Origin of the sequence: uncultured Roseobacter sp. (genome assembly GCF_947493125.1) — a bacterium.
Classification (GTDB): Bacteria; Pseudomonadota; Alphaproteobacteria; order Rhodobacterales; family Rhodobacteraceae; genus Roseobacter.
This window is the reverse complement of sequence record NZ_CANLQB010000006.1, coordinates 342,924-355,812: the sequence shown is the minus strand read 5'-3', so window position 1 is coordinate 355,812 and position 12,889 is coordinate 342,924. Positions and strand designations below refer to the sequence as shown.

11 protein-coding genes are annotated in these 12,889 nt (G+C 66.8%); 4 read left to right on the top strand and 7 right to left on the bottom strand.

What is annotated here, in order from left to right; all coding sequences use genetic code 11:
- Positions 1–71: 71 nt before the first annotated feature.
- Both mutL and rmuC read left to right on the top strand, forming a co-directional pair.
- Positions 72–1,892, top strand: coding sequence for a DNA mismatch repair endonuclease MutL (gene mutL, locus Q1A71_RS15335; RefSeq protein ID WP_299677982.1), 1,821 nt, complete (start codon positions 72–74; stop codon positions 1,890–1,892).
- Positions 1,889–3,124 carry a DNA recombination protein RmuC gene (gene rmuC, locus Q1A71_RS15330; RefSeq protein ID WP_299677979.1) on the top strand — a complete coding sequence of 412 codons (1,236 nt, stop codon included), beginning with the start codon at positions 1,889–1,891 and terminating at the stop codon, positions 3,122–3,124. Before mutL ends, rmuC begins: the two co-directional genes overlap by 4 nt.
- Positions 3,125–3,341: 217 nt before the next feature.
- Here rmuC and uxuA read toward each other — a convergent pair whose 3' ends face one another.
- Genes uxuA through Q1A71_RS15310 form a run of 4 tightly spaced genes read right to left on the bottom strand, consistent with a single transcriptional unit; the run spans position 3,342 to position 7,601 of the window.
- Positions 3,342–4,520: a mannonate dehydratase gene (gene uxuA / locus Q1A71_RS15325; protein WP_299677976.1), complete on the bottom strand. Its 1,179-nt coding sequence runs from the start codon at positions 4,518–4,520 to the stop codon at positions 3,342–3,344.
- Entirely contained in the window at positions 4,517–5,569 is a 1,053-nt protein-coding gene (locus Q1A71_RS15320) for a Gfo/Idh/MocA family oxidoreductase (protein ID WP_299677974.1), read from the bottom strand. The genes uxuA and Q1A71_RS15320 overlap by 4 nt, the downstream gene beginning before the upstream one ends.
- On the bottom strand, positions 5,566–6,570 hold the full coding sequence (locus Q1A71_RS15315; protein WP_299677971.1) for a Gfo/Idh/MocA family oxidoreductase: 1,005 nt from the start codon (positions 6,568–6,570) through the stop codon (positions 5,566–5,568). Before Q1A71_RS15315 ends, Q1A71_RS15320 begins: the two co-directional genes overlap by 4 nt.
- The gene (locus Q1A71_RS15310; protein WP_299677968.1) at positions 6,567–7,601 is read right to left on the bottom strand and encodes a Gfo/Idh/MocA family oxidoreductase; all 1,035 of its coding nucleotides are present in this window, start codon (positions 7,599–7,601) and stop codon (positions 6,567–6,569) included. Before Q1A71_RS15310 ends, Q1A71_RS15315 begins: the two co-directional genes overlap by 4 nt.
- 68 nt (positions 7,602–7,669) lie before the next feature.
- Here Q1A71_RS15310 and uxaC point away from each other — a divergent pair, with 68 nt between their 5' ends.
- Together uxaC and Q1A71_RS15300 are read left to right on the top strand one after the other, a co-directional pair.
- Entirely contained in the window at positions 7,670–9,031 is a 1,362-nt protein-coding gene (uxaC, locus tag Q1A71_RS15305; protein WP_299677965.1) for a glucuronate isomerase, read from the top strand.
- Entirely contained in the window at positions 9,028–10,239 is a 1,212-nt protein-coding gene (locus tag Q1A71_RS15300) for a mannitol dehydrogenase family protein (protein ID WP_299677962.1), read from the top strand. The genes uxaC and Q1A71_RS15300 overlap by 4 nt, the downstream gene beginning before the upstream one ends.
- Here Q1A71_RS15300 and Q1A71_RS15295 read toward each other — a convergent pair.
- The 3 genes from Q1A71_RS15295 to Q1A71_RS15285 are packed head-to-tail and all read right to left on the bottom strand — an operon-like array spanning position 10,226 to position 12,868.
- The gene (locus Q1A71_RS15295) at positions 10,226–11,101 is read right to left on the bottom strand and encodes a sugar kinase (RefSeq protein WP_299677959.1); all 876 of its coding nucleotides are present in this window, start codon (positions 11,099–11,101) and stop codon (positions 10,226–10,228) included. The two genes, Q1A71_RS15300 and Q1A71_RS15295, sit on opposite strands and share 14 nt — an antisense overlap.
- Complete coding sequence (locus Q1A71_RS15290) at positions 11,098–11,979, bottom strand: DMT family transporter (protein ID WP_299677956.1); 882 nt, start codon at positions 11,977–11,979, stop codon at positions 11,098–11,100. Before Q1A71_RS15290 ends, Q1A71_RS15295 begins: the two co-directional genes overlap by 4 nt.
- 1 nt (position 11,980) lies before the next feature.
- The gene (locus Q1A71_RS15285) at positions 11,981–12,868 is read right to left on the bottom strand and encodes an NAD(P)-dependent oxidoreductase (protein WP_299677953.1); all 888 of its coding nucleotides are present in this window, start codon (positions 12,866–12,868) and stop codon (positions 11,981–11,983) included.
- Positions 12,869–12,889 lie beyond the last annotated feature (21 nt).

The following is a 12,889-nucleotide window of genomic DNA, read 5'->3' as shown; positions in this document are numbered from 1 at the left end:
GTGGGCCTTGGGCCACCGTTTGCCGCGAATCCGGTTTCAGAATCGTTGGAGGCCATGCTACACTTAGCGGTATGGCCTCCCTTGACCCCAATATAGGCGACGACCGCCCTGTCATCCGCCAACTCGATGACGCTGCGATCAACCGCATCGCCGCCGGAGAGGTGGTCGAACGCCCGGCATCCGCGGTAAAGGAGCTGGTTGAGAATGCGTTGGATGCGGGCGCGCGTCGGGTTATCGTCGACTACGCCGACGGCGGCAAGACCCTGATCCGGGTGCAGGACGACGGCTGCGGCATGACAGAGCGGGACTTGCCCCTCGCGCTGTCACGTCACGCAACCTCGAAAATCGACGGCTCCGACCTGCTCGACATCCATACGTTTGGATTTCGCGGCGAGGCCTTGCCCTCCTTGGCCGCCGTGGGCCGTCTGACGCTGGCCAGCAAAGCCGACGGTGCACCGGGTATCTCGGTATCCGTCACGGGCGGCAAGATGGAGACGCCGAGACCCGCGGCGCTCAATCACGGCACCACGGTCACGGTGCGTGATCTCTTTTTCGCGACACCCGCGCGGTTGAAATTCCTGCGCACCGATCGGGCCGAAAGCCAGGCGATCCTCGACGTGATCAAGCGGCTCGCGATGGCCGAACCCTTTGTTCAGTTCATCCTGAGCGACGTCTCCGGCGAGGGTGGGTCGCGCGAGGTCTTTCGAGCCGACGCGGAGCAGGGCGATCTCTTCGGTGCGTTGCGCGGCCGGCTCGCCCGTGTCCTCGGTCGGGAGTTTGCAGAGAATGCACTTGCGATCGATGCGGAGCGGGAAGGGCTGCATCTGACGGGGTTTGCGGCCTTGCCGACCTACTCGCGGGGCTCTGCCGTGGCGCAGCATCTGTTCGTGAATGGCCGGCCCGTTCGCGACAAGCTTCTCGTCGGAGCGCTGCGCGGCGCCTATTTCGACTTTCTCAGCAGGGACCGCCATCCGGCGGCGGCGCTTTTCATCGACTGCGACCCCAGGCTCGTCGACGTCAACGTTCATCCCGCCAAGTCCGAGGTCCGGTTTCGTGACCCGGGCGTTGCACGGGGCCTGATCGTGTCCGCCCTGCGCCATGCCTTGGCAGACGCGGGTCACCGGGCCTCCACGACGGTCGCGGGCGCGACGCTGGGCGCGATGCAGCCAGAGGCGGTACCCGCAAGGGTCTATCAGATGGACCGGCCCGCACCCGCACCCGCCGCGCCCGCCTTCGCCGAGACCGCAGCAGTCTGGGGGCGGGTCGACGCCGCTGAAATCACGGACGACACCCGCTCCGAAGAAACGCAGGACTATCCGCTGGGCGCGGCCCGCGGGCAGGTTCACGAAAACTACATCATCGCGCAGACGGCCACAGGCATGGTGATCGTGGATCAGCACGCCGCTCATGAAAGGCTGGTCTATGAAAAGCTCAAACGTCAGATGGCCGAAGCTGGCGTGGCACGGCAGGCCCTTCTCATTCCGGAGATCGTGGAACTGTCGGACGGTGACTGTGCCCGCCTTATGGAGGTGGCCGAGGATCTCGAAACATTTGGTTTATCCATTGAACCATTTGGACGTGGCGCCATCGCCGTCCGGGAGACGCCCGCCATATTGGGCCCGGTGGAGGCCCGCGCGATGATCCTCGACATCCTCGATGAACTGGCCGATCAGAACAGCTCCAACACCGTTCAGGCGCGCGTGGAGGCGATCCTCAGCCGGGTGGCCTGCCACGGCTCGATCCGGTCCGGTCGGCGGATGCGGGCGGAAGAGATGAACGCGCTTCTGCGCGAGATGGAGGAGACACCGCACTCGGGGCAATGCAACCACGGGCGCCCGACCTATGTGGAGTTGAAGCTCAGTGACATCGAACGCCTCTTTGGCCGCACATGATTGAAATTGCAGGACAATCCTATGCCCTGAGTGACCCGCTGGTGATCGCTGCGCTGGCCGGAAGCGCCCTTGTGCTGCTGGTCTTGCTGCTGCTGATCATGGCGGTGCGGGCGGCGGGTCGGAGTGCGGCGCTCACCGCCCCTCTGGTGCAGCAAGTCGGGGCTCTGGGACAGCATGTGCAACAGCTCGGCCAGGGGCAGGAGCAACTGCGCGGCGGGTTGCAGATGGTCTCTGACACCCAGGCCACAGCACAGGCGCAGGTGATCCAGACGGTCGAGGCGCGGCTTTCCACGGTGCAGCAGCAGATGCAGGACCGGCTGGCAGACAACGCCCTACGTTCGGCCCGGTCGCTCGCCGAGATGCAGGAGCGCATGAAAGAGACGCTGCACGGGTCGTCGAAGCAGACCACCACGAGCCTGACGCAGCTGCAGGAGCGGCTGGCGGCCATCGACAAGGCGCAGGACAATATCACCAAGCTCTCGGGGGATGTGTTGAGCTTGCAGGATATCCTCAGCAACAAGCAGACCCGCGGAGCGTTCGGCGAGATCCAGCTGCGCGATATCGTCTCGAAAGCCCTGCCCGCGGACAGCTACGCCTGGCAGCCGACCTTGAGCAACGGCAAGCGCGCCGATTGCATGATCCATCTGCCCAACCCGCCGGGACCCATTGTTATTGATAGTAAATTTCCACTCGAGGCCTACGAGGCCTTGCGGGCGGCCAAGACCGAACCGGCGCTGAAAGACGCTGTCGCCAAGATGAAAGTGGCCGTCACCAAACACATTGCGGACATCTCGGAGAAATACATTCTGGACGGTGAAACGGCGGATGGCGCGTTGATGTTCCTGCCCTCCGAGGCGGTCTATGCGGAGCTGCACGCGAACTTCCCGGAGCTGGTGCGCAAGGGGTTCGACGCGCGGGTCTGGATCGTTTCGCCCACCACCTGCATGGCGACGCTGAACACCATGCGGGCGATCCTGAAGGACGCGCGGATGCGGGAGCAGGCAGGGGCCATTCGCAAGACGCTGAAGCAGCTGCATCGGGACGTCGAACTGGTGGTCACGCGGGTTGGGAAACTCGACACCCACTTCCGGCAGGCCCGCGAAGACCTCGATGGCATCGGCACGGCGGCGGAGCGGGCCGGGAAGCGCGCCGCGCGGCTCGACAGCTTCGATTTTGCCGAGCTCTCACCCGAGGAAGAAGCCGCCGTCACACTCAGCCGTCCGAAGCCGTAAACAGACCGGACGCGCAACACGCCGATCCGCGGTTTTGCGAAATCCGGCGAATCGACCCATTAACACGGCCTGCCATGGCAAAACCCGTGTCGGTATCACGTCGGTATCACGTCGGTATTTTGTCGGTGCGCGCGTCGGTCGGGGCCGGGTTAACAGAGCGCGCGCCCGCAAGTCTTGCCAAAACCTCACCGCAGCGCGCGTCGGGCGCCCGGTCCCCTCATCCGACCGCCGCCATGATCCCGCGCAGCTCTGCCAGCCCGCGCATGCGTCCGATCAAGGGATAGCCGGGCATGCTGTCGGCCTCCCGGTCATAGAGCAGCTCCTGCCCGTGATCGGGGCGCATGGGGATCTGCCAATCCGCGCGGCCCGCGGCTTTGCGGCGCTGCTCTTCGGCCACCAGCGCACGGATCACGGCGACCATGTCTGTGTCGCCTTCCAGATGCGCCGCCTCGAAAAAGTCCGGGCGCTGCGGGTCATCGCTGAGGCGCTGCGTATTGCGCAGGTGCACGAAGTGGATGCGGTCGCCGAGCCGCGCGACAAACCCCGGCGCATCGAAATCGGCGCGCACGCCAAGCGAGCCGGTGCAGAGCGTCGCGCCATTCGCCGGGCTGTCGACGGCCTCCAGCACGGCAGCGTAGTCCCCGGTGCTCGACATCACACGGGGCAGGCCGAGCAGGCCAAAGGGGGGGTCATCCGGATGGCAGCAGAGCCGCAGGCCAAGGCGCTCGGCCACGGGCACCACCTCCGAGAGGAAGTCGATGAGGTTCTGACGCAGACGCTCGGGCGTGATCGCGGCATAGCTGGCGAGCTGTGTCCGCACATCCTCAACGGTCCAGGTGTCATTGGCGCCGGGCAGCCCGGCAACGATGTTGCTCTTCAGCGCCACGCGCTCGGCCCCCGACATCTCGGCAAAGCGCGCGGCGGCGGCGGAACGCTGGGCCTCGGAGTAATCCTGCTCCGCGCCCGCGCGCGCGAGGATGTGCAGATCGAAGACGCTGAAGGCCAGCAGCTCGAACAGCATGGCCGTGCCGCCGTGCGGTTGTGGGGCACGCAGGGTCGTGCGGGTCCAGTCGAGGATCGGCATGAAGTTGTAGCAGACGGTTTCAATGCCGTGCCGGGCGAGTGCTTCGAGGCTTTCCTTATAGGCTGCGATGTGCTGCCTGGCCTCGGCGCCTTGGGTCTTGATCGCTTCGGAGACGGGCAGGCTTTCGACCACATCCCAGGCGAAGCCTGCGGCGCTCAGCGTCTTCTGCCGCTTGGCGATCTCCGGATCGGGCCAGACCGCGCCCGGCGCGATGTGGTGCAGGGCGGTCACGATCCCCTCGACGCCCACCATATGCAGATCGGGCAGTGCCACGGTGTCCTGTGGGCCGAACCAGCGCCAGCATTGTTTCATGGCTGCCATCCTTCATAGAGCGGGTGATCGGGCGTGATCGGGAGCGTGACGCGTTCCCCCGTGCGCGCGGCGTGGTAGATCGCGGTGACAAGGGCGACAGAGGCTGCGCCGTCCTCCAGCGTGACGGCGCTGTTGGGTCGGCCTGCGCGATCCTGTGCGATGGCGGTGAGGAAGCCCGCGAAACCGGTGGGCGCATCTGGCGTCTGCGCCAGCACCGCGTCGACCTCGGGCTGTCGCGCGGGGTCGCGCGCGATGAAGCTCCAGGGGGCGGCCCCGGGGGCGTAGGGCGTGCTGCCCGAGGTGGCGGTCAGGTTTTCGAAGACGAAGCGCAGGCGGGTCTCATCCATGGCGGCGCCCAGCGTGATGCTGCTGGTGGCGAGCGCGCCGTTGGCCAGCTCGAAGGTGATCGCGGCGCAATCCTCCGTCTCGATCGGGTTCACGCGGGTGGTGGTGAACGCCGAGAGCGCGGCAACCGGGCCCATCAGATGCGTGAGCAGGTCGTGGTTGTGGATCGCGTGACCGAGCACCGCGCCACCCTGTTCCCCGGCCCAGGTGCCACGCCAGGGCACGGCGTAGTAGTCAGCGCCGCGCGACCAGTGGGTCTCGATGCTGGCGGTCTGGGGCTGGCCTGTGAGCCCCGCGGCGATCAGCGCGCGCAGCTGTGCCAGCGAGGGCCCCCAGCGGTATTGGAAGACGGGGTAGACGGTCCGCCGCGCGGTGTGCGCGGCCTGCCTGATCCGATCCACATCGGCCATGGCGGTGGCGAGTGGCTTTTCGCAGATCACGTCTTTGCCCGCGTCCAGCGCCTGCCGTGTGACGGGCACATGCAGGTGCGGCGGCAGGCAGATGTCGATCAGGTCGATGGTCGGATCCTGCAGCGCGGTCGCGATGTTGTCGGCGACGACGAAGCTGTCCCCGTCACGCAGGGCTTCGGCGCGGGCGGTGTCCTGATCGACGATCAGGGTCACGTCAAAAGCATCCGGTAGCGTCCGGTAGGCGACGAGGTGTTCGGCTCCGATACCCGCGCCGAGGATGGCGACCCGGGTCATGCGGTGGCCTCGGCCTGCGCTTGCGCGTCAAGGGCCAGCTGCATGACCGTGAAGCAGTGATCCTGGGTCATGGCGGTCTCGGTGCGCTGTGCGATGTCGTTGGCGAGGCGTTGGAAATAGGGGAGCCCTGCGTCGCTGGCGTCGATCTTCTCGCAGGTGGTGCCGGTCACGAGGATCAGGTGATCGGTGCCCTCCGCCCCGCCCACATCCACATATTTGCGCAGCTCGATATAGCCGTCCGTGCCGAGGATCGTGAGCCGCCCGTCGCCCCAGGTGGGCAGCGCGTCGGGCGTGTACCAGTCGACGCGGATGGTGCCGGAGGCACGGCTGCTGCGCAGGCCGATCTCGCCGAAGTCCTGCAGGCCAGGGTCGTCCGGGTTGGCGTGGTTGGCGACCATCGCGTGGGTGATCTCGGCGGTGTTCGACCCGGTGAAATGCAGGAACTGGTCGATCTGATGCGAGGCGATGTCGGTGAGGATGCCGCCGTAGCGGTCGCGCTGGAAGAACCACGCGGGCCGGGTGGTGCGGTTGAGCCGGTGCGGGCCGAGGCCGGCGGTGTGCACGACGCGGCCGATGGCGCCTTGCTGGACCAGTTCCGTGGCGCGGGTCACGGCGGGCACTTCGAAGCGTTCGGAGAAGTTGATCGACCAGATGCGCCCGGTCTCGGCGACGCAGGCCCTGATCTCGGCCAGTTGTGCATGGGTGGTGCAGCCGGGCTTGTCGGTCATCACGTCCATACCCTGGCGCATGGCGCGGACCGCGAGGGTGGCCCGGTCGGCGGGGATGGCCGAGATGAGCGCGAGGGCGGCGCCTGCGTCGAGCGCCTCGTCGAGTGTGGCGAAGCGGTGGAGATCGGGGAAGCGCCTGGTGAAGCCCGCGAGGGTCCCCGGCGTGCCCTCGGTCCAGTAGCCGAGGCAGTGACCACCGACCTTCAGCATGTTCTCGGTCATGCCGTAGATGTGGCGATGGTCGAGCCCGAGGGCGATGAAGGGCAGGCTCATGGGCGGGTGATCTCCGTGATATGGCCGCTGCGGCTGGCGCGTTCCATGGCGTCGATGACACGGTGCGCCTCCAGCGCGCTGCGGCCCGAGGCCAAGGGCGTGGCGCCGGATATCAGACAGTGCGCGAAGTCTTCCAGCACGTGTTGGTGCCAGGCGTGGGTGAAACCCATCGGGTCCGCGCCGCCGCCGGTCGTGGCCTCGGCACCGAAGGTTTCGACCCGCCCGTCGAGGTGGGTTACGGTGAGCACGCCGGAGGCGAGATGGGCCGCGGCCTTCTCGCCCTGAAGGCTCAGGCTTTCCGCCTCGCCGGGATAGGCCGAGGTGGTCGCCATGAGGCTGCCGCAGGCACCGCTGTCGAACTCGAGGAGCGCCCCGGCCCAATCCTCGGCCTCCATCCGGTGCAGAGGCGTGGTGCGCAGCATCGCCTGCACCCGGCGCACGGGCCCCAGCAGCCAGAGCGCCAGATCCAGCGTGTGGATCGCCTGGTTGATCATCACGCCACCGCCATCGCGCGCATAGGTGCCGCGCCCAGGCGCATCATAGTACGCCTGATCGCGCCACCAGGGGACGCGGATCTCGACGGTGGCCACCTGGCCCAGCGCGCGTCCGTCCAGAAGCTGTTTCAGCTTCTGGGACGCTGCGCGCGCCCGGTGTTGCAGCACGATTCCCAGCGGCACCTGGGCCGTTTCGCAGCGGGCGACCAGCGCCTCGGCGGCGGCGAGGGTGCGCTCGATGGGCTTCTCCATCAGGATCGGTTTGCCCGCCGCACTGAGCGTGTCGACCAGCTCCTGCCGGGCGTCGGGCGGCGTGGCGATGATGACGAAATCGACGGTTCTGTCCTCGGCGATCTCGGCCGGGGAGCTGCGCACCGGCACTGCATATCCGACCGCGGCGCTGGCTTTGTCGGCGAAGGCCTGTGCGCGGGCGGTGTCGCGGCCCATCACGCCAGCCAGTTCGATCCCCTCTGCGTCGCGGATCGCGGCGAGATGGGTGTCTGCGACCATGCCGAGGCCCACCAATACCGTCTTCATATCCCCTCCCGTTTCGGGCACATTTGCACCAAAGGCCCGCGAAGGCCACGCAAAAGATGGGAATACGCATGCACCAGCTGACCGGGACGGCGGGGGCGCTTTACGAGGCCATCCGCGACCTGCCGATTGTCTCGCCGCATGGGCATTGCGACCCTGCCTGGTTTGCCACGGATGCTCCCTTTCCCGATCCGGCGGCGCTGCTCGTGGTGCCGGATCACTATGTGTTTCGGATGCTCTATGCGCAGGGGGTGCCGCTGGAGGCGCTCGGCGTGCCGGAGCCGGGGCGCGGGGCGGACCCGCGCGACATCTTCCGGATTTTTGCGCAGAACTGGCACCTCTTTCTCGGCACGCCCTCGCGGTTCTGGATGACTTACGTGTTGACCCAGACCCTTGGGATCGAGACGCCGCTGTCGGCAGAGACGGCGGATGCGGTTTATGACCAGATCGCGGAGCGGCTGGCGGAGCCCGCCTTCCGGCCCCGCGCGCTCTTTGACCGCTTCGGGATCGAGGTGCTGGCGACGACCGACGGCGCGCTCGATGATCTGGCGCATCACGCGGCGGTGGCGGAGAGCGGTTGGGGTGGCCGCGTGATCCCCACGTTCCGGCCAGATGCGGTGTTGGACCCGTCGCATGAAGGCTTTCTGGGCAATATCGATGCGCTGGGTCAGCTGACGGGCGAAGATGTGGGCGCCTTCGCAGGCTATCTGGCGGCGCTCCGGGCGCGGCGGGCGGTGTTCAAGGCGCAGGGGGCGACGGCGACGGATCATGCCATTGAGGTCATCGAGACGGTCTGGCTGGACGATCCCGATGCGCTCTACCAGCGGCTGCGGCAGGGCGCGGCCTCGGCGGCGGAGGGCCGTGCGTTCTACGGGCATATGCTGATCGAGATGGCGCAGATGTCGGTCGAGGACGGGCTGGTCATGCAGCTGCATGGCGGCAGCAGGCGGAACACCAATGCGGATGTGTTCCAGCGGTTCGGGCGCGACAAGGGGGCGGATATTCCCATTGCGGTGGACTGGGTGCGCGGGCTGGAGCCGCTGCTCGGTCGCGTGGGCAATACGCCGGGGTTCAGGCTGATCCTGTTTACGCTGGACGAGACGACATACGCGCGGGAGTTGGCGCCCATGGCCGGGCATTGGCCGTGTCTGCGGATCGGGCCGCCCTGGTGGTTTCATGACAGTGCGGCGGGCATCGCGCGCTATTTCGATCAGGTGGTGGAGACGGCGGGATACTGGAACCTTGCCGGGTTCAACGATGACACGCGGGCGTTTCTGTCGATCCCCGCGCGGCACGATCTGTGGCGGCGGGGCGTGGCGCTGCATCTGAGCGCGCAGGTGGCGCGCGGTGTGTTCGGCACGGCGGATGCGGAGATGTTGGCGCCACTTCTGGCAGTGGATCTGGCGCGCGATGCCTATGGGTTGCGGCCATGAGCCCGCGCATCCTGCACATCGGCCTCGGCAATTTCGCCCGGGCGCATATCGCGGAGTATACGCAGGACGCGGGGGGCTGGCGGATGGTGGGTGTGAGCCTGCGCTCCTCTACGGTGCGCGATGGGTTGCGGGCGCAGGGCTATGATTATGGGCTGGCGGTGCAGGGGCAGGGGGTCAAGCGGATCGATGTCTTTGACGAGGTGCTGGTGGCGCCGGAGGACCCCGGCGCGGTGCTGGCGCAGATCACCGACCCGGAGGTGCATATCATCTCGGTCACGGTGACCGAGAAGGGCTATCACCTGACGCCGGAGAATGTGCTGGATCTGGAGGATCCGCTGATCGCGCGGGATCTGGCCGGTGGCGGCCCGCGCACGGTGATCGGGTTCCTGGCCCGTGGGCTGGCGGCGCGCAAAACGCCGGTGACGGTGCTGAGCTGTGACAATCGGGCGAACAATGGCGATGTGCTGCGGGATGCGGTGGTGGCTTTTGCGGCTGAAGCGCGGCTGGAGACCAGGGCGATGCAGGCGCGGTTTCCCAACAGCATGGTGGACCGGATCACGCCCGCGACCACCGATGCGCTGCGCGCCGAGACCGGTGATGCGATGGCGGTGCCGACGGAGCCCTTCCGCGAGTGGGTGATCGAGGATCACTTTGCCGGGCCGCGCCCCGCCTGGCCCGAGGTGGTGTTCACCGATGACGTCGCGCCGCATGAGATGCGCAAGCTGCGGATGCTGAATGGGGCGCATTCGATGCTGGCCTATGCAGGGACGCTCGCGGGGCACGCGTTTGTGCATGAGGCGATGGCGGATGCGGCGCTGCGCGCGCAGGCGCGGGCGCTGATGGGGGAGGCGGCGCAGACGCTCAGCCCGGAGATGCAGGAGATCGCGCCCGCCTATGCGGAGGCGCTGGTGGCGCGCTTTGACAACCCGCATATCAACCACAGCCTGCGCCAGATCGCGATGGATGGCACGCAGAAGCTGCCCTACCGGATGATCGACAGCCTGCGTGCCTTGTGCGGTGATGCACCTACCTTGGCGGCGGGGGTGCGGGCCTGGACCCGTTTCTGCCGGGCCGAGGTGGCAGCGGGGCGGGCCTTGCAGGATCCGAAGGCGGAGGTGATTGCGGGGATCGTCGGTGCGGGGGGGGAGGACGCCCAGTTGCTGGCGCTGATCGGCGCGGAGGATCTCGCCGGCGCTATTCTGGAATGATGGCACCCCGGTGCTGGACGACGCGGGCGGCGCAGGCGTGGCCGGCCATGAGCGCCTCCACCTGAGATTGGCCGGTCAGCAGCGCGGCGAGGTAGCCGCCGTTGAAGCTGTCGCCTGCGGCGGTGGTGTCGATGACGGCTTCGGCAGGGAGGTAGGTTTGCGTGACCGGGTCGCCGAGGGAGAGCGGCCCGGTTGCGCCGCGTTTCAGAGCGCCGGTGCCGGGATAGCTCTGCACGCGGGCGGTGACCTGGGCTTCGGTTTCGCTGAAGAGGGCCATTTCGTCGTCGATGGAGGGCAGGGCGATGTCGGCGCGGGCCCACATCGCCCGGGTGATCTCCTGCGCGGTGGTCTGATCCTCCCAGAGGCGCGGGCGGTAGTTGCTGTCGTAGACCAGCTTTTGGGGGGCGTCCTTCAGCCAGTCGATGAGAGCGAGACGCACCGGTTGGGGCAGGATCGCGAGCGAGATGCCGGAGAGGTAGAGGACGTCGTAGTCGGCCAGCGGTGAGACGTCGTAGCCGCCGTCCGTCTGGAACAGATCGCGCGCGGCGGCGGCGCTGCGCCAGTAGGTGAAGGAGCGCTCGCCGTCCTCCGTGGTGGTGATGGCGTAGAGGCCGGGGGACTTGCCGGGGATGGTGCGGATGGCGTCGGTGCCGATGCCCTGGGCGGCGATGAAGTCGCGGATCTGGGCTGAGAAGGGATCGTCGCCGAGGCAGGTGACATAGTCGACCGTCAGCGACGGCGCGCAGCGATTGAGATAGATCGCCGTGTTGAGCGTATCGCCAGCCACGCCAACCTTTGCCATCTCACCTTGCATGGAGAGTTCAATCATGGCTTCGCCGATACAGGCCACGCGCAGGGTCATCGCTGTTCCCTTTTCCAGATGATGAGGCCCGAGACCACGATGATCAGGGCGCCGAGGACGGTCCACTGATCGGGCAGGTGGTCGAAGACCAGATAGCCCATGATCGTGAGATAGATCATGAACGAATAGGTGAAGGGCATCAGTGTATTGGCGGAGCCGAAGCGGTGGGCGTTGGTGAGCAGCTGGTGGCCGCCCCAACCGAAGACACCCAGGCCGATGAGCAGCGCCCATTGCAGCGGGTCGGCGGGCGCCTGCCAGCTCCAGATCGCCAGCGGCAGGAGCAGCGTGGTGCCGAGCGCGCCCATATAGAACTGCATGGTTTCTGTGGCGACGATACCTGCGAGCTTGCGCGTCATGATGGAATAGAGCGCGAGGCTGAGGGCGTTGAAGAGTGCAAGCAGCATGGCCCAGTGGAAGGCCGCACCCAGGGGGCGGATGACGATCAGAACACCGACAAAGCCCAGCAGGATCGCGAACCAGCGCCAAGGGCCGATCTTCTCGTTCAGGAAATGCTGGGACAGGAAGCAGACGATCACCGGACTGGAGAACATGATGGCCGAGATCACCGTGAGCGGCAGGAAGTTCAGCGCGTAGAAATTCGACACGGTGGCGGTGATCAGCAGCAGGGCCCGGGTGACGACCTGGCCTGCGTGACCGGTGTGCAGCCGGTCGCGGGTGAGCCCGCCGCGCGCAATCACCCCGAAGGAGATCACGAAGTGGCCCGCATAGCGCATGAAGGCCAGTTGGAACGCCGGGAAGCCAAGCAACGCCATCCATTTGGCGCTGGTGTCCACAACGGAGAACATGAGCCATGCGCAGAGCATGAGGCTGATGCCGAAATGCGGACGATCCTCGACCAGACCGGCGGTGACGGCCATCTCAGGGTTTCATTTTCTGCGCATAGAAGTCGATCATCTGGCTGACCATGTTCTCGCCGTGGCCCGTCTCGGTCGCCTCGCGCAGGGCACCCAGAGCGCATTTCGACATCATGCTGTCGACGCCTGCGTCTTCGGCCATTTTCGCGTAATAGCCCACGTCCTTGGCGGCGTTCTTGATCGCGAAGGCGAGCTGGTTCGGGTCACCTTTGAGCCCGTAGCCCGAGACGAAATCCATCATGCCGGAGTGCAGCGGGCCTGCGGACATCACGTCGTAAAGCTGCTGGCGGTCGATGCCCGCGACATCGGCCATGGCGAAAGCCTCAGCCATGGCGTTGGCGACGGTCATGCCGAAGAAATTGTTCATCAGCTTGATGGTATGGCCCGAGCCAAGCGCGCCGAGGTGGAAGACGTTTTCGCCCAAGTCATCGAGTACGGGTTTCACGGTGTCGAATGCGTCCTTGTCGCCGGCGGCCATGATGTTCAGCAGCCCGTCTTTGGCGTGGGTGGGCGTGCGGCCCAGTGGTGCGTCCATATAGGTGCCGCCTGCGGCGGCGACCTCGTCTCCCAGTGCGCGGGTGCTGCCGGGCAGCGAGGTGCCGAAGTCGATCACCACGGCACCCGATTTCAGGCCCGCGATCACGCCGTCCGCGCCACGCATGCGGCTTTCCACGCTGTCGCTGGTGTCCATGCAGAGCATGACGATATCGCTTGCGGCGGCAACATCGCGGGCGGTGGCGACCTCCGTGGCCCCGCGCGCCACGGCAGCGTCGATGCGCGGGCGCGAGCGGTTGGCGGTGATCGTCACCGCATAACCCTTGTCGATCAGCCGGTCGACCATGGCGGAGCCCATGAGCCCGAGCCCGATGAATCCGATTGTCTGCTGTGCCATGGGGTATCTCCTTTTGGGATG